Genomic DNA, 19,923 nt, shown 5'->3' on the forward strand with positions numbered 1-19,923 from the left:
TCTCTGCAATGCAGAATATGAATTTTGCAGCAGTTTGTATGCAAATTCTTTTATCTGATAAGAGATCGGTTAAGATAGCCAAAATTGGACAGGAATACTCAATTTGCCCATGTATAACAAAGATAAGCAGGGATATTTCATTTTTCTTCTGATCATACTTGTCGTTATTTTTGCTGGCTCTGCAGTTGTTAATTTTGAGCTTGGCATGGTCGGCGCCAGTTTATTTTTCAGCATATTACTCATCCAGCTGGTTTCAAATATGCAACAGCGTTTGCAGCAGCTAGAACAGCGGGCGAAATTTATACAGCCAGTAGCCGATCTGGTTTGGCAAAAAGCAGGGATGTATGCAAGTGTGCTGTTTGGGGCAGTGATCTATTTAAGTGACTGGCGCAGTATGCTCTGGCTTGCAATTATAATTTTTATCATTTGTCTGATTCATTTGCTTAACCGGTTGCAACAACGTTTGGCTAATCTGGAGCAGCATCATTCACTGGCTGAACCTTCTTTACTTCCGTTACCCGCCCGGCAACTGCAAAGCAGGCAAGAAGCAGAAATACTTTCCGAACAGATTTTCCCTTCAGGGCCAGCTCATACCGGATCTTCTGTTACCGAACCAGATAGAGTGCCAGCAGTAGCACCAGAACCGGCTGCTTCAAGCTGGTGGCAGCCTGCCATTGACTGGATGGTACATGGTAATCCAATCTTGCGAGTCGCTGTAGCAGTGCTGATGATCGGAGTCATATTATTACTCCGCTTTGCCAGTGAACACTGGCAACTCAGCTTGGGTTTTCGCTTAGGGTTTATTGCTTGTATTGGCGGTGCTATTACATTTTTTGGTTATAGCCTGCAAAAGAGAAATCTTTTATTTGCTGTTGCATTGCAGGGGGTAGGACTCGCTGTTATTTTCCTGACACTGGTATTTGCCCATCATTATGGAGTTATTGCCAGCCTGTCTATAGCCAGTATGCTCTTTGCAGCACTGTTGATATTGACCAGTTATTTGAGCCTCAAACAGCATGCTGTTTATCTGGCTATACTAGCTTTAGGAATGGCCTATGCGGCGCCCCTGGTCATCCCACAGTATCATCCGGATACAGTGTTTTTGCTGGGCTATTATTTATTAATTAATCTGGCAGTGGCTGTAGTTAATTTTGTTCAGTCCTGGAAAATTCTTAATCACATTGCATTCTTCGTCACCATGCTGTTAGGTGGCAGTGTCATCGTCATATATAGCGAAGCAAAACAGTATCTCATCCTTGATCTCATCATCTGGCTGCATATTCTGCTCTTTATCTGGCTAAGCATTCGCTACAGCCAGTTAATTGCACGTAAACATGCATTAAGTTTAAGACAACTACTTAGCCATCCTGAGCAAGAACAGGGCCGTTTACAGCCATTGCTTGATGTGAGCCTGATCTTTAGTGTGCCCGTGCTGGGTTTTTCCCTGCATGCCTGGTTGATGCGCGATAACACATTGGCTTTGACTCTAGGTGCTGCCTCGCTGGCGCTCATCTATGCCGGATTGACATTCTGGATTCGTCAGCGACAGCAGGAGTTATCTTTACTCGCTAAAAGTTTTTTTATTTTATCGGTTGCTTTTATTGCACTAATTTTTCCGCTGGCCCAAGGGGCACACTGGAGCACCATTGGCTGGGTCGTACAAGGCGCCGCTCTAATTGTCTGGGGCGTAACTGAACGCTACCGATTTAGCCGTTATATTGGGGTAGCATTACTTTTGCTAAGTTCAGTGACCCTGTTTTATCAAATCTGGAGCCAAATCCAGTTTCCGGTTTTAAGTACAGCAATTTATGCGTTTGCCCAGCTGATATCAGTATATTACCTGTTACAGCATGAGTCCTCTGAAGAAAAGTATTTTAGTAGCAGTGTATTAAGCTGTATTTTACTGGCTTTAGGTCTTTATGCGGGAGCCGCCGCCGCTGTACACAGTCTTGGCCTGCAAGGGCAGGGTTTAAGCCCATATCTGGCTATGGCAGCTCTTTTATCTGCAGCATTTACAGCATTTATGCAGTGGAAAACCCAAGTAAATTGGTTGCTGGTACAGTTATTTATTAATACGCTATTTTTATTATTTTTAGGTGCTGCGATCTGGCAGGAAAATTTGTGGACTAATCTGGCATGGAGTACATCGGGGTCTCAATATTCGTTCCTGTTTACTTCGGCCGTTACTGCTTTTATAACATTATGGGCAAAACCTGAACATAACAGTCAATTAGTAAAAGAATTTTGGGCTGCGGTTAGTTGGTTATTGTTGGCTGTTACTGGTTTGGCTATTTTGCCAACAACGCCACTTCTGGCACTGGGCTTAATTCCTGCATTGTATGGCGCTTGGGCAATTTACTCAAAAACACCTTTACTGATGCATTCTATTACAGTGTGGTGTTTAAGTCTGTTGTGGCTGACTGGCCTGAGCATTGATGTTCAGGTTGCTGAATATGCCTACTGGACAGTAATTCTTAATCCTGCCGATCTGCTTTCGATTGGAGTAATGGCTGGTTTACTCGGGGCGATTTATCAATATCGATTCCATGATAAAAATCTGGAATGGACATTCAAGATTGGTTCGATTCTGGTGAGCTTGCTGGTTATGAGCAGTATCATGGTACGTGGCTTACATCATTACATTGGTACGCCACTTTGGGGAACAGCAATTTGGAGTAATGGGACAGTTCAGCTCAGTTTAACCCTGTTGTGGGTTATCCTTGCTTTTATCCTGATGACGCTGGCTAGTCGCCGCTTGTTGCGACAGATCTGGTTTATCGGTGCAGCCTTACTGGCTATTGTAGTGGCAAAACTGGTCTTTCTGGATCTATCGCAAAGTGGCACTATTACCCGGGTGTTCTCGTTTATTGGGGCCGGAATCGTGATGCTGATTATTGCTTACCTGGCACCTCTGCCACCTGCCATACAACAGTCGACAGATGATGAGCCTAAAGTTTAGGCTCACGTTTTATTTCTCTGGCATTCGCATATGTATCAATATCTTCATTAGCCAATGCAGCAGTGAGAGGGGGGCGGTCAACAAATCCCATTTTGGGAACAGGAATTTCAATCTGATTATCGACAAAGCCATTACGGATCAATTCCTGCATTTCATCACGGACCTGCAGATAATTTTCCCGGCTACACCATACGGCGAACAATAGTTCAATTGATGATTCTCGAAATGCCGTTACTGTCACTGCCGGTTTAGGTTCGTCCAAAACCAGAGGATACTTATTGGCAACTTCCAGCAGAACTTCCCGTACTTTAATAATATCTTCATGGAAATTAATCGCGAGGGTAATGGGGATGCGCCGTATGGGAAATTTTGACAGATTCATGACTGGTGCCCGAATCAGCTGTTCATTCGGCAAACGCACATAAACATTATCGAGGGTGAGCAATTTGACCGAAAGCAGATCAATTGACAGAACCTCGCCTTCAATCACATGGCCACGGATGAGAGTAATCTGGATGGTATCACCGACCTCAAAGGAACCTTCACCAATCAGGAAGAGACCGCTAATCAGGTTGGTTGCAGAGGTCTGCGAAGCAAAACCTAAAGCTACTGTTAAAATACCGGCGGCGCCAAGAAAAACGCTAAGTTTGAAACCGGCTTCCTTTAAACTGGCAATTACAAAAAGCAGAAAGATAAAATAAAAAATACCGCGGCGCCAGACTAGGCGCTGATGAGCATTAAAACGTAAACCTACCGTACGGATAAAAGTATTGGAAATTACCCGGGCAATCAAGAAACCAATCAGGCAAAGTACCAGCCCCACCAAGATTTCACTTAAACGGTCCAGATTAATATTGGTAAAGATTCCTTTGAGGCTTTGGGTCACTTCTTTTGGAATATTTGTATCAGCCATGACCACCTCTTAGAAGAATGAATCAAACATGTTAAATAGTGCTCCACCTGGAGAGCGCGGGGGATGAATATACTGAACCTCGCCAGCCAGAGGCGGGGTCTGGTTTTCAATTCTTACCCGCGGAGGACGGTCCAGTCCTTCATGCAGAACTTTAATCTGTGAAGTCCATAAACGGCCAGTTTTTCCGCTATAAAACAAAGGCAAGGCAGGTACAGGCACATTCATGCGGTCAAAACGCAGCTGCTGATTGCTGGTATTATGAAAATGAATAGGGGTTACGGCGCGAAAAGCACGCGGTTTAAGCTGGCTTAGTTCAGTACGGCCATCCACTGCAGTGGCATAGCACATTTCACCGGTACGCTGGTCTGGGCCAAACCAAGTATCTTTAGAAAGAATGACCGGTAAATCGAATAAAGGATCTCGCTGACTTTCTACAAAACCGGCAATCCATAAGGGAGTGCTGATATAAAGCGTACCGCGTTGCCCTGCTGGAATGTAAATTGGATTGACCGGTTTAATTACGACAGAGCGGTCAGCCAGACGAGGCATGAGCTGGAATTTGCTATGTGTTTTTTTAAACATATAACGTTCAATCTCAACCGGCTGTGGAAAGATAAAATCTGGTTCTTCAATGATACGCCATTCCTGCTCATCATCATGCTGAAACTGTGGTCGATGATATTCAAGTTGCCACTCGCGCTGACTGCGAGTCAGACGAAAAAATAATGAACCGAACTGCCAGGCTTTATTCTGGTTCATATCAAATTGCTGTTCACCCCACCACTTGATAGTAGAAGATTCAGGCTCGAAATTTTCATTGTAATTTGTCAAGACCAGTTATTCCTTTCATCACATCTTTAGCAAAAAACAGACTTCACGCTGTCATATGCATAGAGTACACTCAAAACCAATTTTTCTATTATTATAAGTTGTGATGCAAATACTTAAACAACTACAAATACCTTACAGTTTTGCAAAACGTCATGGCGTCATCTTGCGTTATGAAGGGGACCAAGTCTATATCATGCGTCGTGAAGACACGACTCCCCTTGCTTTGCAGGAGGCTCGTCGGCTACTGGGCCGCCCGGTACATTATCAGTTATGCAGTGCGCAAGAGTTCAATAGTTTATTAGGATCCAGTTATGCCGGCGATACCGGTAAATCACAGCAGGTGGCTGCAGGACTTGAAGACCATCCGGACTTGCTGAGCCTGGCAGATCAGGTGCCTGAAGCAGAAGACCTGATGGATCAGGAAGATGATGCACCCATCGTTCGCCTGATTAATGCCTTGCTGTCTGAGGCAATTCGTGTCGGTGCGTCCGATATCCATATTGAATCTTTTGAGAAAAAACTTTCAGTTCGTCTGCGGGTCGATGGACAGTTACGAGAAATCGTTCAGCCACGGCGGGAGCTGGCACCTTTGCTGGTGTCCCGGATTAAAGTAATGGCCCGTCTGGATATTGCCGAAAAACGTATTCCACAAGATGGCCGTATTTCACTTCGTCTTGCCGGACGCGAAGTTGATGTTCGTGTTTCGACCTTACCTTCTTCGCATGGTGAGCGGGTTGTTATGCGTCTGCTCGACAAACAGGCGGGTCGTCTTAATATGACGCATCTCGGCCTGATTGCAGAAGATTATGAACGGTTAAAAACTTTGGTGCACCGACCCCATGGTATTATTCTGGTGACCGGTCCAACCGGTTCCGGTAAAACTACGACTTTATATGCGGCCTTGTCTGATCTGAATGATGGTAGCCGTAATATCCTGACAGCCGAAGATCCTATTGAATACCAACTTGAAGGAATTGGCCAGACCCAGGTTAATACCAAAGTAGATATGACTTTTGCGCGGGCTTTAAAAGCTATGCTGCGTCAGGACCCAGATGTGGTTATGGTCGGGGAAATTCGTGATCTGGAAACAGCTGAAATCGCAGTGCAGGCCTCTTTGACCGGCCACCTTGTACTTTCTACACTGCATACCAATACAGCCATTGGTGCAGTAACACGTCTAAAAGATATGGGTATTGAACCTTTTTTACTTTCAAGTTCTTTAATTGGTGTGGTGGCTCAGCGTCTGGTACGTACTTTATGTGCACATTGTGTTAATTGGCGTGAGGCTGATAGTTTTGAGCAGCATATCTTTAACTCTTTTGAACAGATAGAACCAGTTCGTTTACCTGTACCTAAGGGCTGCGAACACTGTGCCCATACCGGCTTTACTGGGCGTACAGCTATTTATGAGATTGTTCCGATTGATGAGCAGATGCGCCGTCTGATTCATGGGAATGCAGCAGAGTATGAGCTGGAAAATTTTGCCCGCAGACATGCAGGTTCAATTCGCGAAGACGGCTTGCGTAAAGTATTGCAGGGTAAGACAACTTTAGAAGAAGTGCTTCGTGTTACCAATGAAGCAGCCGAATAAGTCATTTTATAAGAATATTAATCAGGGCATTATAAAATTCTGTTTTTGAATTTTATAATGCCATTTTACTTTTAAGTCGTAATTTTTAAATCAACATTAATATTATTGCGAGTCGCGTTTGAATATGGACAGACAATATGAGCAGCTTCAACCAGTTTTTCCGCTTCAGTCTGGTCCATTCCTTCTAAATGAATATTAAGTGTGACTTCAATACCAAAACCGGTCGGTATCGGCCCAATTCCTACTTCGCCGTCAATATAAGCATCTCTAGGCATGCTATATTTATCACGGCCCGCAACAAATTTCATTGCACCCAAGAAGCAGGCAGAGTAGCCAGCCGCAAATAATTGTTCAGGGTTAGTGCCACCACCAGGACCGCCCATTTCCTTTGGTACAGCCAGTTTTACATCTAAAATCTCGTCAGATGAGGTTGCGCGACCATCACGGCCACCTGTTGCTTTTGCATGTGCACGATAAACTACTTTTTCTAAAGCCATTTTATTACCTATAAGCGAATAGTTGTAGTGTTATCGTGGCGTATTAAAGACCAGAATAAATTGGTTTTTTTGTAAAAAAAATCTAAAACCAAATTAAATCAGAACGTGACCAGTTTTCGATGTTGCATGAGAGGCATAGAGCTACGTACAGACTGCTGTTCTTGCAGGTCAAAAGGAACGGTAATCAGGCCCGGACCTTCATTGTTAACCATAGCCAGCAATTGGCCGCGTGAGTCTGCTGCGGCTGCATGTCCCCAAGTCTGGCGCTTTTCACCATGCCAACCCTGCTGCGCTGCACCTAAAACCTGACATTGGCTATCCATTGCGCGAGCTTGTAAAAGTAACTGCCAGTGTAGTTGGCCTGTAGTGTAAGTAAAAGCAGCTGGCGCAGTTAAAATATTAGCACCACGCTGACGTAGGGTTAGAGCCAGCTCTGGAAAGCGAAGGTCATAACACACCATAAGCCCGATTTGGCCAAATGGTGTATGAATAACTACAGACTTGTCACCAGGTTCAAATACTTTAGATTCCTGGTAACCACCTACAGCATCCCCAACCTGAACATCAAACAGATGAATTTTGTCATAACGTCCTTCGGTTTTTGCCGGACTGATACATAAACTGGTCGTACGTACCCGACCATCTTTTATGGTAGAGCCATCAGGACGAAACGGGCAGGGCAATGTACCTGCAATGATCCAAAGATTATAATGATGTGCCAGCTGCTCTAACCGGCGCTGAATATGTTCAAACTGTTCAGCCGTTTCACGCTGTTTACCTGCTGCAAAACAGACGAAATTTTCCGGAAATACAATAAGCTCGGCACCTTCAGCCTTACTCTGCTGCATCAAACGTTCAATCTCGATGAAGTTATCTTCAATCAGATTTTGGGAATTCATTTGAACAACAGAAAGTAATGGCATCAGTTACTCCGTTTGTTTAGGCTTCAGGTCGAAGGCGCATTTTTACGTTCAGATACCTGATCCAGTGTATCCTGTTCTTTTTGCAACTGTTTCACCAGAGGTTCAAACATGTTCTGGTTATTCTGGTTGAGTTTCATTAGGGTTCGGTGAGCATCGAGTACAGTAGTCAACATAGCACCATGAGTTATATGCTCTTCAACAAGTGTACGTGTGCAAACGTTTGGATCACCGCAGTAATTTAAAATTACAAAAACCTGCCCCAGCCCCATACTATTGGCCAGAGTCGTAATATCGGAATTGGTAGAGAGCATGACAGCCTGAATATTATGGGTCTGCTTAAGTTTTAAGCCCAGCTTCGCCAAAATACCTAATACAGTACTGTCAATAAAAGTGGTCTGGGTCAAATCGACGATTGCACCCACGACACCTGCTTGTTGCTCAATTTTACCAAGTAGTTTGTCTAGACTTATACAAGATTGGGCTCGCACTTCACCAATAAGTTTGAAAATATGCGTTCCATTCAAGCTTGCATATTCAACATGACCTGTTGACATATAAATGCCATTTGCAGAGAAGGATATGAAAATTATCACATAGGGGGGCTACAGACTCAAGTGGCCGATAGTCATCATAGCTATAGCTAAAGAGTATTATATTGATAAATCAGTTAATTCTTTCGACATAGACTTAAGATAGCAATGTCATCTGCAACATGACTCGGAGGCTCAAATGACTGTTTTTCCAGATGTTGGACCAGTTGTTCAAACTGTTCATTCAAACGCCCATCAAAGGGTTCAAGGGCGCCATCTGAACAGATAATGAACCGTGCATGCTGGTTCAGATAACATTCAAACTCTTCAACTTCTAGATCGTCTGTCAAGCCTAATGGAAAGCTGCTCGTACTTAAAATTTTCGGTGGTTTATGTGGTTCAAACAAAATAGCGGGCGGATAATGTCCCGCGCTGGACCAGCGGAGTTGATGGGTTTCGAGGTTTAAAATTCCGGCAATCATGGTGATATGCTTTTCAATATTTTCTTGCATCAGCATACCGTTTAGTTTCTTGATCAGTTCACAGGGTGTTTTAGAGCGTCCATGAAAGGCAGCCATCCATGAGGTTAACAAGCTGCTGGTTACCCCATGGCCTGAAACATCTGCTAAATAGAAAATAATTTCTTTATCATTCAGCTTCCAGTAGTCATACCAGTCACCGGACAGATAGGCTGAAGGTTGAAAAAAAGTTTCTATTTCATAATCTTTTAAGGCTAAAGGATTAGGTAAAAGACGTTTTTGCAGTTCTGCGGCTGAGGGCAGATCACGACTATCCTGATTACGTTTATACTGTGCATCTATTTTTAACAACGCCTGATCAGGCTGATCCGGTAGATCATTCCAAATCCAGCCAGCTAACGCTCCCTGTTCCCAGGCTTTGGCAAGTGCAGCCCCCTCATGCTGAAAAGCAATAACTACAGTAGGTAAATTCCACTGATAAACCAGGAAATCTTCTACATCTGCAATTGCAATAATTGTCGGGTCGTATAAATCGATATCCTCAATATGAATCATTTGCAGATTCGGAAGCGCATGTAAAGCCCGATCCAAATAAGGAATAGGGCGAGTGGGCTGAATAAAATACATAAGAGGCGTTGATTTACCTGTTTTAAACAAATTTTAAGTTCATCATAATAGATATACTAATTATATAAATCAAAGTGTTGCTAGAGTAACTAGAAAGGATCTAGCAAAACTATTTATCAATTAGTTAATCCGAGATAATTTCAGGATCCGCATTTTCATCATCTGCTTCATCATCAATAAAAGTGATTTCAGCATCAGTGCCTTTTTTCTGGGCAATCTCATAGTTTTTACGCTGTAAATAAATATCACGGATGGCCGCATAACGGTCGCCCTGTAAGACATCTTCAACATCAAGTAGCTGGGAACGAATATCGATACCACGTAGCATCTGGTCCCCCCAGTAAAGACCCTCGTGATCTTCAAAAATATATTTTTGTGGTCGCGCCTGGCTGTCTACTACGCGACCTACAGTATCACGAAAAGTACTCGGACCTAAAACAGGTAATACCAGATAAGGCCCGGACGGCACTCCCCAGTAGCCCAAAGTTGTACCAAAGTTCTCGTCTTCACTCTCTAAACCTACACGTCTCGCTGGATCAGCAAAACCTAAACTGGATAGGGTATTTACTGTAAAGCGACCAAGAGTTTTTGCTGCGCGGGCCGGATGTCCTTGCATAAGCTGGTTTACTGCATTCCAGGGTTCACCTAAATTCTTGCGGAAATTACGGTAGGTTCCCCGCACATCAGTAGGTATTTTCTCTACATATTGCACAGCAACCGGTCGAATAATAGTGCGATCAAGCGCATCGTTTAATTCATAGATCTGACGATTCAGAGGTTGTAAAGGATCTTTGACCTCCTCAGGCTGTGCTGCATTAGCATTTACCTTTAAGTCTTGACGGGTAACATTCTTGAGCTGCTTTAAAGCTTCTAAACGAGAAGGATGAGACGGATGGTCCGGATCAATCACCTCAGTATCAGGAACCTGTTCTGCTGAAGCCGAAACAGGCTGGTCAATCTCCTGAGCGAAACTAGAAGAAGCAAAACCGGCAGCCAGTAAGCTTGCCCATAAAAAATGAAAGTGAGGCATAAAAATTCCTAAAACTTCTACAAGCAGTCAAATGGTCCACAAATTTGATGAGAACTTATTTAAACAGTTCCTTGAATCACACTATTAAAGCAAATTTGTTTGAAATATGGTGAAAAAAAGATGTTTTGTTTAAGAATTATCCAGATGAAAGATATTTTATAAAATACCGCTTGCGTTGAGAAATAAATGGCCTATAATGCACATCCATCGGCGGTGATGAAGATTAAAACTTCTGATAAAACAGCAACTTAGTTAAATATAATTAAGTCAGGTTTTGTTAGATAGGTTTAAAATAATCTGAATTACCAGTTGACTTTCTGAAAAGAAAGCGTAATATAGCCGACCTAGCTTGCTGCTGACGAAGCAGTAAGAAGATCATTAAGAGAATATGAAGAACAACTTGTGTGGATTTTTACTGGTTGATCGATCGAAATAATTTTCATTGATTGAATGGTAGAAATTTCTCGAAGTTTATTTGAGTAAATTTTTAGTCAGAAGATTAATGAGCCAGAATTGGTACCTTGTCTATAAATAAGGTACAAATGATTTTAACTGAAGAGTTTGATCATGGCTCAGATTGAACGCTGGCGGCAGGCTTAACACATGCAAGTCGAGCGGATGAAGGTAGCTTGCTACCGGATTCAGCGGCGGACGGGTGAGTAATGCTTAGGAATCTGCCTATTAGTGGGGGACAACGTTCCGAAAGGAGCGCTAATACCGCATACGTCCTACGGGAGAAAGCAGGGGACCTTCGGGCCTTGCGCTAATAGATGAGCCTAAGTCGGATTAGCTAGTTGGTAGGGTAAAGGCCTACCAAGGCGACGATCTGTAGCGGGTCTGAGAGGATGATCCGCCACACTGGGACTGAGACACGGCCCAGACTCCTACGGGAGGCAGCAGTGGGGAATATTGGACAATGGGGGGAACCCTGATCCAGCCATGCCGCGTGTGTGAAGAAGGCCTTTTGGTTGTAAAGCACTTTAAGCGAGGAGGAGGCTACCTGGATTAATACTTTAGGATAGTGGACGTTACTCGCAGAATAAGCACCGGCTAACTCTGTGCCAGCAGCCGCGGTAATACAGAGGGTGCGAGCGTTAATCGGATTTACTGGGCGTAAAGCGTGCGTAGGCGGCCAATTAAGTCAAATGTGAAATCCCCGAGCTTAACTTGGGAATTGCATTCGATACTGGTTGGCTAGAGTATGGGAGAGGATGGTAGAATTCCAGGTGTAGCGGTGAAATGCGTAGAGATCTGGAGGAATACCGATGGCGAAGGCAGCCATCTGGCCTAATACTGACGCTGAGGTACGAAAGCATGGGGAGCAAACAGGATTAGATACCCTGGTAGTCCATGCCGTAAACGATGTCTACTAGCCGTTGGGGCCCTTGAGGCTTTAGTGGCGCAGCTAACGCGATAAGTAGACCGCCTGGGGAGTACGGTCGCAAGACTAAAACTCAAATGAATTGACGGGGGCCCGCACAAGCGGTGGAGCATGTGGTTTAATTCGATGCAACGCGAAGAACCTTACCTGGCCTTGACATACAGAGAACTTTCCAGAGATGGATTGGTGCCTTCGGGAACTCTGATACAGGTGCTGCATGGCTGTCGTCAGCTCGTGTCGTGAGATGTTGGGTTAAGTCCCGCAACGAGCGCAACCCTTTTCCTTATTTGCCAGCACTTCGGGTGGGAACTTTAAGGATACTGCCAGTGACAAACTGGAGGAAGGCGGGGACGACGTCAAGTCATCATGGCCCTTACGGCCAGGGCTACACACGTGCTACAATGGTCGGTACAAAGGGTTGCTACACAGCGATGTGATGCTAATCTCAAAAAGCCGATCGTAGTCCGGATTGGAGTCTGCAACTCGACTCCATGAAGTCGGAATCGCTAGTAATCGCGGATCAGAATGCCGCGGTGAATACGTTCCCGGGCCTTGTACACACCGCCCGTCACACCATGGGAGTTTGTTGCACCAGAAGTAGGTAGTCTAACCGCAAGGAGGACGCTTACCACGGTGTGGCCGATGACTGGGGTGAAGTCGTAACAAGGTAGCCGTAGGGGAACCTGCGGCTGGATCACCTCCTTAACGAAAGATTGACGATTGGTAAGAATCCACAACAAGTTGTTCTTCATGACGATGTATCTGAGGGTCTGTAGCTCAGTTGGTTAGAGCACACGCTTGATAAGCGTGGGGTCACAAGTTCAAGTCTTGTCAGACCCACCACTACTGACGAAAGCAGTAATGCAGAAAAACAGATATGTTGACTTATTGATAAGCTGGGGACTTAGCTTAGTTGGTAGAGCGCCTGCTTTGCACGCAGGAGGTCAGGAGTTCGACTCTCCTAGTCTCCACCACGAATCAAACATGATTTGATTCGAAGCTAGAGATTACAGAATTTAGTAAATGGAAGGTTCAAGAATCCTGGTTTATTAACTTCTGTGATTTATCACAGTTGACTGCAGTCCGACGAGGATGCAGTGAATCATTAACAGATTGGCAAATTTGAGTCTGAAATAAATTGTTCAACTCATTCAATAGACGTTACAGGGCAACCTGTTGACTAACGTAGATTGAACTGAGAACTAGCAAATTAACTGAATCAAGCGTTTTGGTATATGAATTTAGATTGAAGCTGTACAGTGCTTAAGTGCACAGTACTCTAAACTGTAATGTTGAAGTTGCTCCTTGTAGGTAACGTCGACTGTTTGGGGTTGTATAGTCAAGTAATTAAGTGCATGTGGTGGATGCCTTGGCAGTCAGAGGCGATGAAAGACGTGATAGCCTGCGAAAAGCTTCGGGGAGGCGGCAAATATCCTGTGATCCGGAGATGTCTGAATGGGGAAACCCACTTACCATAAGGTAGGTATTGCATGATGAATACATAGTCATGCAAGGCGAACGAGGGGAAGTGAAACATCTCAGTACCCTCAGGAAAAGAAATCAATTGAGATTCCCTCAGTAGCGGCGAGCGAACGGGGATCAGCCCATTAAGTTATGTGTGTTTTAGAGGAATGCTCTGGGAAGTGCAACCGTAGAGGGTGATAGTCCCGTACACGAAAGGGCACACATAATGATGACGAGTAGGGCGAGGCACGTGAAACCTTGTCTGAATATGGGGGGACCATCCTCCAAGGCTAAATACTCCTGACTGACCGATAGTGAACCAGTACCGTGAGGGAAAGGCGAAAAGAACCCCTGTGAGGGGAGTGAAATAGATCCTGAAACCGCATGCATACAAGCAGTGGGAGCACCTTCGTGGTGTGACTGCGTACCTTTTGTATAATGGGTCAGCGACTTATATTCAGTGGCGAGGTTAACCGAATAGGGGAGCCGTAGAGAAATCGAGTCTTAATAGGGCGTCTAGTCGCTGGGTATAGACCCGAAACCGGGTGATCTATCCATGAGCAGGTTGAAGGTTGGGTAACACTAACTGGAGGACCGAACCCACCGTCGTTGAAAAGCCGGGGGATGACTTGTGGATAGGGGTGAAAGGCTAATCAAACTCGGTGATAGCTGGTTCTCCCCGAAAGCTATTTAGGTAGCGCCTCGGACGAATACCATTGGGGGTAGAGCACTGTTTCGGCTAGGGGGTCATCCCGACTTACCAAACCGATGCAAACTCCGAATACCAATGAGTACTATCCGGGAGACAGACTGCGGGTGCTAACGTCCGTAGTCAAGAGGAAAACAATCCAGACCGCCAGCTAAGGCCCCAAAATCATAGTTAAGTGGGAAACGATGTGGGAAGGCATAGACAGCTAGGAGGTTGGCTTAGAAGCAGCCACCCTTTAAAGAAAGCGTAATAGCTCACTAGTCGAGTCGGCCTGCGCGGAAGATGTAACGGGGCTAAAACTATGTGCCGAAGCTGCGGATGCACATTTATGTGCGTGGTAGGGGAGCGTTCTGTAAGCCGATGAAGGTGGATTGAGAAGTCTGCTGGAGGTATCAGAAGTGCGAATGCTGACGTGAGTAACGACAAAACGGGTGAAAAACCCGTTCGCCGAAAGACCAAGGGTTCCAGTCCAACGTTAATCGGGGCTGGGTGAGTCGACCCCTAAGGCGAGGCCGAAAGGCGTAGTCGATGGGAAATTGGTTAATATTCCAATACTTCTGTGTAATGCGATGAGAGGACGGAGAAGGTTAGGTCAGCCTGGCGTTGGTTGTCCAGGTGGAAGACAGTAGGCATGCATCTTAGGCAAATCCGGGGTGCTCTATGCTGAGAGTCGATAGCAAGCCAGTTTACTGGCGAAGTGGCCGATACCATACTTCCAAGAAAAGTCTCTAAGCTTCAGTTACACAGGAATCGTACCCGAAACCGACACAGGTGGTCAGGTCGAGTAGACCAAGGCGCTTGAGAGAACTCTGCTGAAGGAACTAGGCAAAATGGTACCGTAACTTCGGGAGAAGGTACGCTGCTGATGGTGATAGGACTTGCTCCTTGAGCTGTCGGCAGCCGCAGAAACCAGGCCGCTGCAACTGTTTATTAAAAACATAGCACTCTGCAAACACGAAAGTGGACGTATAGGGTGTGATGCCTGCCCGGTGCTGGAAGGTTAATTGATGGGGTTAGCGTAAGCGAAGCTCTTGATCGAAGCCCCAGTAAACGGCGGCCGTAACTATAACGGTCCTAAGGTAGCGAAATTCCTTGTCGGGTAAGTTCCGACCTGCACGAATGGCATAATGATGGCGGCGCTGTCTCCAGCAGAGGCTCAGTGAAATCGAAATCGCTGTGAAGATGCAGTGTACCCGCGGCTAGACGGAAAGACCCCGTGAACCTTTACTGCAGCTTGACACTGAACTTTGACCTTACTTGTGTAGGATAGGTGGGAGGCTTTGAAGTAGGGACGCCAGTTCCTATGGAGCCATCCTTGAAATACCACCCTGGTAATGTTGAGGTTCTAACTCTGACCCATAATCTGGGTCGAGGACCGTGTCTGGTGGGTAGTTTGACTGGGGCGGTCTCCTCCTAAAGAGTAACGGAGGAGTACGAAGGTGCGCTCAGCGTGGTCGGAAATCACGCGTAGAGTATAAAGGCAAAAGCGCGCTTAACTGCGAGACCCACAAGTCGAGCAGGTACGAAAGTAGGTCTTAGTGATCCGGTGGTTCTGTATGGAAGGGCCATCGCTCAACGGATAAAAGGTACTCTGGGGATAACAGGCTGATACCGCCCAAGAGTTCATATCGACGGCGGTGTTTGGCACCTCGATGTCGGCTCATCTCATCCTGGGGCTGAAGCAGGTCCCAAGGGTATGGCTGTTCGCCATTTAAAGAGGTACGCGAGCTGGGTTTAGAACGTCGTGAGACAGTTCGGTCCCTATCTACCGTGGGCGCTGGAAATTTGAGAGGATCTGCTCCTAGTACGAGAGGACCAGAGTGGACGAACCTCTGGTGTACCGGTTGTGACGCCAGTCGCATCGCCGGGTAGCTATGTTCGGAAGGGATAACCGCTGAAAGCATCTAAGCGGGAAGCCTACCTCAAGATAAGATTTCCCCGTGACTTTATGTCACCTAAAGAGCCGTTCAAGACCAGGACGTTGATAGGTTGGATGTGGAAGCATAGTGATATGTGAAGCTGACCAATACTAATTGCTCGTGAGGCTTGACTATACAACACCCAAACAGTTGTATACAAAGCATCAATCGATTCATAAATATGCAATATCCCTTGATTCAGCCTGATGCTGGAACATACAATTCAGACCCAGATCTGCCCTCTGTTAATAACTCATTTGGACCAAAGTACGGCATATACTGCACCGCAGTTAAATCAGACCCGAACAAGTCCATCAACAGTTGTGCTGGCGACCATAGCAAGAGTGAACCACCTGATCCCTTCCCGAACTCAGAAGTGAAACCTCTTAGCGCTGATGGTAGTGTGGGGTTACCCATGTGAGAGTAAGTCATCGCCAGCTCATTATTCTAAAAAAGCCCCCTCACATGAGGGGGCTTTTTTTATGCGGGGGTTAAATAATATTAGAATGATATTTTTTGAACTCTTTTAAATAATAGTCAATAATTCATCTAATGTTAAGTAGCCCTATATAAGGGTTAAACAATATAAAATTTAATGAATATTCAAGAAGCTTGCTCTAGCGTATAAACATTTTAATATTTAAATTTCTTTTAAGGGGCTGAGTATTAAAAAAATTATTTAACCTTATAAAAAAATAGAACTTTTTTATTCTTATATATTCAATTTATTCATAAATTAATCGAATAAAAAATTGTGAGGATAAAGAAAAAGGGCAGTTCAGCCCTAGTTCTTATAATTTTTATATTAGTTGATCCATCAGATTATGATAAGCACTGAACAGAATCCAAAGAATCACAAGTGCTACAACTGGCTCAAGGACCCGTGCCCATCTAGGCACAAGTAGAGTAGACTCTGCAGTGGATTGTAGTGCCTGTACAGGCTGCTGATGAGGGCTCTCTTGAATATTTTGCTGATTTACCATTTGATTAAACTCCTTCATGGTTTCTTCTAATGATAACTCTTCTTGCTCAATTGGTTTAGAACCTATCAACTCAGTTAGCTCACTTGTTGCCCAAACCCAGTCATCTGCCTGTCCGGATAAGTGTTCAATTTGTCCTAGTAAGAGTTCTTTCAGTCCTGAAGGTCCGAAATTCCCTGTATCATCTAACTGTTTAATTTCAGAGAACTGTACTGATAATACCTGTGTAATCGCATCTTCCAGCTTAGATTTACTTAAATTGGACTGATTCTTAGGGCAGGTAGTTAAATGCCGGGCGATTTCCTGTATATACAGCTGATCTTGAGTACGAATTTCTTGATAAACCTTGTTAGCATCATAACGCCATAAGGTAATCAGCTTTGCTAAAGCAAGCGTATTAATTTCACAAATATACTTTTTTCTTTGGTCAGCTGGGCATTGTTTAAGCAGCTGAGGCTTTTGAATTTGTATTTGCTCAGCGAAATATTGGACTAAATCAAAAGCCATGGTGAACTCCCTAATTTTTTTAATCTAAAAGTCTCAAACTCGGTTTTTTCTTAGTTGAATCAGTTGTTTCTTGTTCAGCAGATTTTAAAGTATCTTTTTCTATTTGGGTATCTGGATATTCTGCTGGATCGAAAAATAAGCCCTGACCATTTTCACGTGCATATAAGCCTAGTACTGCCTCAATAGGAACATAGAGTTCGCGAGATGCGCCGGAAAAACGTGCGGAGAAAGTAATAGCCTCATTACTCATATGAAATTGATGTACTGCATGAGGTGCAATATTAAGCACAATCTGTCCGTCTTGAACAAACTGTTCTGGAACCATCGCTTGAGGATGGGTTGCATTGACCAGCAAGTGTGGTGTTAGCTGGTTATCACAAATCCATTCATATATTGCCCGGGCCAGATAAGGACGGGTAGGGGACAAGTTAAGTTCTTGTTCAGTCATAATCGAGCTCTATTGATTAACTAGAATTTCATTGAAACGGTTTTTTTCTTGCTGGGTCATCGATTTGACAAAAGCAGGACGGCTAAAAATACGCTGACAATAAAGCAGGATTGGCCGGCAATGCTGTCTTGGCAGTTCAATTCCCATAGATTTTAACCGTATAAAAATAGGTGCCAGCATACAATCTAATATTGTAAAGTTTTCAGACATAAAATAGGGAAAATGTTGAAAAAGCGGAGTTAATGAAACCAAGGTATCTTTAAGCTCCTGCCGTGCCTGTTTTTGTTCTGGCTGGCTCAATGTGTCGCTATGGCATAGCAGGATGTCTGCAAGTCTGAGCCAGTCCTGTTCAAGACGCCAGATATATTGACGCTGCTCTGCACGCTGCATAGGTGCATCCGCATAAAGCTTATTTTGTCTATAGCGATCATCAATATATTCAGAAATAATGACTGTATTGAAGAGCTTAAGATCTTGTTCAACCAGCATTGGCAAGCGGTTATAAGGATTCAGGCTGGCTAGGTCTTCATCTTCATGATCAACCAATACCAGATGGTATTTAATCTGTTTTTCAGCCAGTACCAAACGAATCCAGTGTGAGCGGAAGTCATCTGCATGACTATATAACGTAATACCCTGTAGTGGTGTATTTTCCAAAGACATAAACCAGCAAGAAGCAAAGTGGATAAATTAGGATACTAAAATTCAACCTAAAAAGCACGAACCATAAAGGACTAATCCTATTAAGACGGGATAGATTATAAGAAAAATGACAGGAGTGGGATAAAATGATGATTAAATTAATGCTATTAATATTTTTTGTTATGATCGGGGTAATTAATTACTATCTAAACAAGTCATTCTGGTGTCATGAAGGAATCTGGGGTAAGGATGTTCATGAGCAATAAAAACCTAATCGTCTGCTTTAGAATAGAAGGATGAATCAATAAAAAAGCCCTGATAAAAACCAGAGCTTCTTTGACCGATTCGGTAAACGAATTAACGTTTAGAGAACTGAGGACGTTTACGTGCTTTACGTAGACCAAGTTTCTTACGTTCAACTTCACGAGCATCACGAGTTACGAAACCAGCCTGACGAAGAGACGGTTTTAGTGTTTCGTCAGCAGCGATCAGAGCACGGGTAATACCGTGACGGATTGCACCAGCTTGACCACCGATACCACCACCTTTAACAGTGATGTAAAGGTCATATTTTTCAGTAGCTTCAAGAAGCTCTAAAGGCTGACGTACAACCATACGAGCAGTTTCACGACCGAAATATTGCTCTAAAGAACGGTTGTTGATCACGAGTTTACCAGTACCAGCTGATAGGAAAACACGTGCAGTTGCGGTCTTACGGCGACCTGTGCCATAGTTAGTAGCCATGTGCTGTATCCCTTAGATATCCAAAACTTGTGGCTGTTGAGCAGCGTGTGGATGCTCGCTACCAGCGTACACTTTCATCTTCTTGATCATTGCATAACCAAGAGGACCTTTTGGCAACATACCTTTAACAGCTTTTTCTAGAACTGCTTCAGGTTTGTGAGCGATTAACTTTTCAAAGTTAGTCTCTTTTAAACCGCCTGGGAATTCAGTGTGGCGATAGTATTTCTTGTCAAGTGCCTTGTTACCAGTTACTTGAACTTGCTCAGCGTTAATCACAACGATGTAATCACCAGTGTCAACGTGAGGAGTATAAGAAGTCTTGTGTTTACCGCGTAAACGACGAGCGATTTCAGTCGCTAGACGACCAAGAGTTTTGCCAGAAGCATCAACAACGTACCAGTCGTGTTGTACTTCAGCTGGCTTCGCGCTGAGAGTTTTCATTCAACCACTACCTATTATAGTTGGTTTGGACAAAGAAGCTGTCCAAACAAAAAGGAGACCGAATTCTATCCGATAATCAGGAGAACCACAATAAAAAAATCGAGTATTAGGCTTCTAATGTTACGCTTTAAATTATAAAAAGAGAAGGTTGTTTACTGGATCCTTCTAAAGCAAATTTGTATAAAGATATCTTAGTTAAAGAAAGGTAGGCCTTTTTAAAAATACGGCACTAAATTTGTGTGAAGTGCTTGTACTTCATAAAGAATGAAGGGATTCAAAAAGGGCTAGTCAGTTTATAGTCTGTATTA

General features: G+C 44.2%; 14 protein-coding genes, 2 tRNA genes and 3 rRNA genes. 7 read left to right on the forward strand and 12 right to left on the reverse strand.

Features of this window, described 5'->3' with window-relative positions:
• The first annotated feature begins 109 nt into the window (after positions 1 to 109).
• Positions 110 to 2,959, forward strand: coding sequence for a DUF2339 domain-containing protein (locus ABZP31_RS02690; protein WP_248133968.1), 2,850 nt, complete (start codon positions 110 to 112; stop codon positions 2,957 to 2,959).
• Here the strand turns inward: ABZP31_RS02690 and ABZP31_RS02695 are convergent.
• Together ABZP31_RS02695 and ABZP31_RS02700 are read right to left on the reverse strand one after the other, a co-directional pair.
• Positions 2,949 to 3,872 (reverse strand): mechanosensitive ion channel family protein, encoded by a 924-nt coding sequence (locus tag ABZP31_RS02695; protein WP_005023542.1) that lies wholly within the window; start codon positions 3,870 to 3,872, stop codon positions 2,949 to 2,951. The genes ABZP31_RS02690 and ABZP31_RS02695 overlap by 11 nt on opposite strands.
• A 9-nt stretch (positions 3,873 to 3,881) precedes the next feature.
• Complete coding sequence (locus tag ABZP31_RS02700) at positions 3,882 to 4,703, reverse strand: hypothetical protein (protein ID WP_005023544.1); 822 nt, start codon at positions 4,701 to 4,703, stop codon at positions 3,882 to 3,884.
• Between the two features lie 103 nt (positions 4,704 to 4,806).
• Between ABZP31_RS02700 and gspE the strand changes: the two genes are divergently transcribed.
• On the forward strand, positions 4,807 to 6,294 hold the full coding sequence (gspE, locus tag ABZP31_RS02705) for a type II secretion system ATPase GspE (RefSeq protein WP_248133970.1): 1,488 nt from the start codon (positions 4,807 to 4,809) through the stop codon (positions 6,292 to 6,294).
• Positions 6,295 to 6,365: 71 nt separating this feature from the next.
• Here the strand turns inward: gspE and ABZP31_RS02710 are convergent, their stop codons facing one another.
• From ABZP31_RS02710 to ABZP31_RS02730, 5 genes are all read right to left on the reverse strand, one after another.
• Positions 6,366 to 6,791, reverse strand: a complete 426-nt coding sequence (locus ABZP31_RS02710) for an organic hydroperoxide resistance protein (RefSeq protein ID WP_248133972.1) — start codon at positions 6,789 to 6,791, stop codon at positions 6,366 to 6,368.
• A 98-nt stretch (positions 6,792 to 6,889) separates the two neighbouring features.
• On the reverse strand, positions 6,890 to 7,714 hold the full coding sequence (locus tag ABZP31_RS02715; RefSeq protein WP_248133974.1) for a carbon-nitrogen hydrolase family protein: 825 nt from the start codon (positions 7,712 to 7,714) through the stop codon (positions 6,890 to 6,892).
• Between the two features lie 23 nt (positions 7,715 to 7,737).
• Positions 7,738 to 8,268, reverse strand: coding sequence for an STAS domain-containing protein (gene gigB / locus ABZP31_RS02720; RefSeq protein WP_248133976.1), 531 nt, complete (start codon positions 8,266 to 8,268; stop codon positions 7,738 to 7,740).
• Positions 8,269 to 8,381: 113 nt separating this feature from the next.
• Positions 8,382 to 9,350, reverse strand: a complete 969-nt coding sequence (gene gigA / locus ABZP31_RS02725) for an RsbU family protein phosphatase GigA (protein ID WP_005016128.1) — start codon at positions 9,348 to 9,350, stop codon at positions 8,382 to 8,384.
• Between the two features lie 124 nt (positions 9,351 to 9,474).
• Positions 9,475 to 10,380 (reverse strand): VacJ family lipoprotein, encoded by a 906-nt coding sequence (locus tag ABZP31_RS02730; RefSeq protein WP_248133978.1) that lies wholly within the window; start codon positions 10,378 to 10,380, stop codon positions 9,475 to 9,477.
• Positions 10,381 to 10,929: 549 nt separating this feature from the next.
• Here ABZP31_RS02730 and ABZP31_RS02735 point away from each other — a divergent pair.
• From ABZP31_RS02735 to rrf, 5 genes are all read left to right on the forward strand, one after another.
• Positions 10,930 to 12,466 (forward strand): 16S ribosomal RNA (locus ABZP31_RS02735).
• Positions 12,467 to 12,527: 61 nt separating this feature from the next.
• Positions 12,528 to 12,604 (forward strand) — tRNA-Ile (locus ABZP31_RS02740).
• A gap of 55 nt (positions 12,605 to 12,659) precedes the next feature.
• Positions 12,660 to 12,735, forward strand: a tRNA-Ala gene (locus ABZP31_RS02745).
• A 363-nt stretch (positions 12,736 to 13,098) separates the two neighbouring features.
• Positions 13,099 to 15,988: ribosomal RNA gene (locus ABZP31_RS02750) — 23S ribosomal RNA — on the forward strand.
• Between the two features lie 190 nt (positions 15,989 to 16,178).
• A 5S ribosomal RNA gene (rrf, locus tag ABZP31_RS02755) occupies positions 16,179 to 16,293 on the forward strand.
• The 16S, 23S and 5S rRNA genes sit together here with 2 tRNA genes alongside, the layout of an rRNA operon.
• Positions 16,294 to 16,653: 360 nt before the next feature.
• Here the strand turns inward: rrf and ABZP31_RS02760 are convergent.
• From ABZP31_RS02760 to rplM, 5 genes are all read right to left on the reverse strand, one after another.
• Positions 16,654 to 17,340, reverse strand: a complete 687-nt coding sequence (locus tag ABZP31_RS02760) for a hypothetical protein (protein WP_248134434.1) — start codon at positions 17,338 to 17,340, stop codon at positions 16,654 to 16,656.
• A gap of 19 nt (positions 17,341 to 17,359) precedes the next feature.
• Positions 17,360 to 17,788, reverse strand: coding sequence for a ClpXP protease specificity-enhancing factor (locus ABZP31_RS02765; protein ID WP_248134432.1), 429 nt, complete (start codon positions 17,786 to 17,788; stop codon positions 17,360 to 17,362).
• Between the two features lie 9 nt (positions 17,789 to 17,797).
• A complete protein-coding gene (locus tag ABZP31_RS02770) occupies positions 17,798 to 18,451 on the reverse strand; it encodes a glutathione S-transferase N-terminal domain-containing protein (protein WP_005016115.1) in 654 nt (217 codons plus the stop codon).
• Positions 18,452 to 18,787: 336 nt separating this feature from the next.
• The gene (rpsI, locus tag ABZP31_RS02775; protein WP_005016111.1) at positions 18,788 to 19,174 is read right to left on the reverse strand and encodes a 30S ribosomal protein S9; all 387 of its coding nucleotides are present in this window, start codon (positions 19,172 to 19,174) and stop codon (positions 18,788 to 18,790) included.
• Between the two features lie 12 nt (positions 19,175 to 19,186).
• Positions 19,187 to 19,615 (reverse strand): 50S ribosomal protein L13, encoded by a 429-nt coding sequence (rplM, locus tag ABZP31_RS02780; RefSeq protein ID WP_005016108.1) that lies wholly within the window; start codon positions 19,613 to 19,615, stop codon positions 19,187 to 19,189.
• Positions 19,616 to 19,923: the final 308 nt, after the last annotated feature.

The organism is Acinetobacter sp. FL (assembly GCF_040744925.1).
Lineage (GTDB): Bacteria > Pseudomonadota > Gammaproteobacteria > Pseudomonadales > Moraxellaceae > Acinetobacter > Acinetobacter radioresistens.

What these genes read in the sequence shown, in the direction of transcription:
- ABZP31_RS02690 (WP_248133968.1), top strand. Translation starts at nt 110, where the DNA reads ATGTATAACAAAGATAAGCAGGGATATTTCATTTTTCTTCTGATCATA.
- ABZP31_RS02695 (WP_005023542.1), bottom strand. Translation starts at nt 3,872, where the DNA reads ATGGCTGATACAAATATTCCAAAAGAAGTGACCCAAAGCCTCAAAGGA.
- gspE (WP_248133970.1), top strand. Translation starts at nt 4,807, where the DNA reads ATGCAAATACTTAAACAACTACAAATACCTTACAGTTTTGCAAAACGT.
- ABZP31_RS02710 (WP_248133972.1), bottom strand. Translation starts at nt 6,791, where the DNA reads ATGGCTTTAGAAAAAGTAGTTTATCGTGCACATGCAAAAGCAACAGGT.
- ABZP31_RS02715 (WP_248133974.1), bottom strand. Translation starts at nt 7,714, where the DNA reads ATGCCATTACTTTCTGTTGTTCAAATGAATTCCCAAAATCTGATTGAA.
- gigB (WP_248133976.1), bottom strand. Translation starts at nt 8,268, where the DNA reads ATGTCAACAGGTCATGTTGAATATGCAAGCTTGAATGGAACGCATATT.
- gigA (WP_005016128.1), bottom strand. Translation starts at nt 9,350, where the DNA reads ATGTATTTTATTCAGCCCACTCGCCCTATTCCTTATTTGGATCGGGCT.
- ABZP31_RS02730 (WP_248133978.1), bottom strand. Translation starts at nt 10,380, where the DNA reads ATGCCTCACTTTCATTTTTTATGGGCAAGCTTACTGGCTGCCGGTTTT.
- ABZP31_RS02760 (WP_248134434.1), bottom strand. Translation starts at nt 17,340, where the DNA reads ATGGCTTTTGATTTAGTCCAATATTTCGCTGAGCAAATACAAATTCAA.
- ABZP31_RS02765 (WP_248134432.1), bottom strand. Translation starts at nt 17,788, where the DNA reads ATGACTGAACAAGAACTTAACTTGTCCCCTACCCGTCCTTATCTGGCC.
- ABZP31_RS02770 (WP_005016115.1), bottom strand. Translation starts at nt 18,451, where the DNA reads ATGTCTTTGGAAAATACACCACTACAGGGTATTACGTTATATAGTCAT.
- rpsI (WP_005016111.1), bottom strand. Translation starts at nt 19,174, where the DNA reads ATGGCTACTAACTATGGCACAGGTCGCCGTAAGACCGCAACTGCACGT.
- rplM (WP_005016108.1), bottom strand. Translation starts at nt 19,615, where the DNA reads ATGAAAACTCTCAGCGCGAAGCCAGCTGAAGTACAACACGACTGGTAC.